Here is a 447-nt window from a genome sequence, read left to right as displayed (position 1 = left end):
CTGTGTGGGCGGACAGGGTACTGCATGATCAGAAAAATTGCGGGACGGGTGGGAATTCTGTCCGGATTCCAGTCGTTGTTTCCCATGGATGCAGGGCACCCGACCAGAGTCCGGAAGGGCCTGACGAACGTGCCTGACGTCCGCAGGACCACCCGCTGACCTCACCATCGCAAGGGAGCACGCATGGCAACCCGTGCCGTCGCCCGTCGTCAGTCCGCCGCAGGCGAGACGGTCGACTCGGCAAGCAGTGTTCGCGCCCACAGCGGCGAGATCGCCGATCGCGACCTGGTCGGCATGTACCTCGACGAGATCGCGCGCACGCCGCTGCTCGACGCCGCCAAGGAAGTCGAGCTGTCCCAGATCATCGAGGCGGGTGTGTTCGCGCGGCAGATCCTCGACGGGTACGAGGAGAGCAAGGTCGGAGCCACCACCGAGGAGCTCCAGGCC

General features: G+C 65.5%; 1 protein-coding gene. It reads left to right on the top strand.

Annotated features, from left to right (window positions below):
* Window positions 1–183 precede the first annotated feature (183 nt).
* On the top strand, window positions 184–447 hold a 264-nt coding region (locus tag KDL01_RS42050; RefSeq protein ID WP_212534287.1), incomplete at its 3' end, for a sigma-70 factor domain-containing protein.

The sequence above is a fragment of the Actinospica durhamensis genome (assembly GCF_018139695.1).
GTDB classification, from domain to species: domain Bacteria; phylum Actinomycetota; class Actinomycetes; order Streptomycetales; family Catenulisporaceae; genus Actinospica; species Actinospica durhamensis.
The sequence above is the reverse complement of the archived record's forward strand: the minus strand, read 5'-3'. Positions and strand labels throughout refer to the sequence as shown.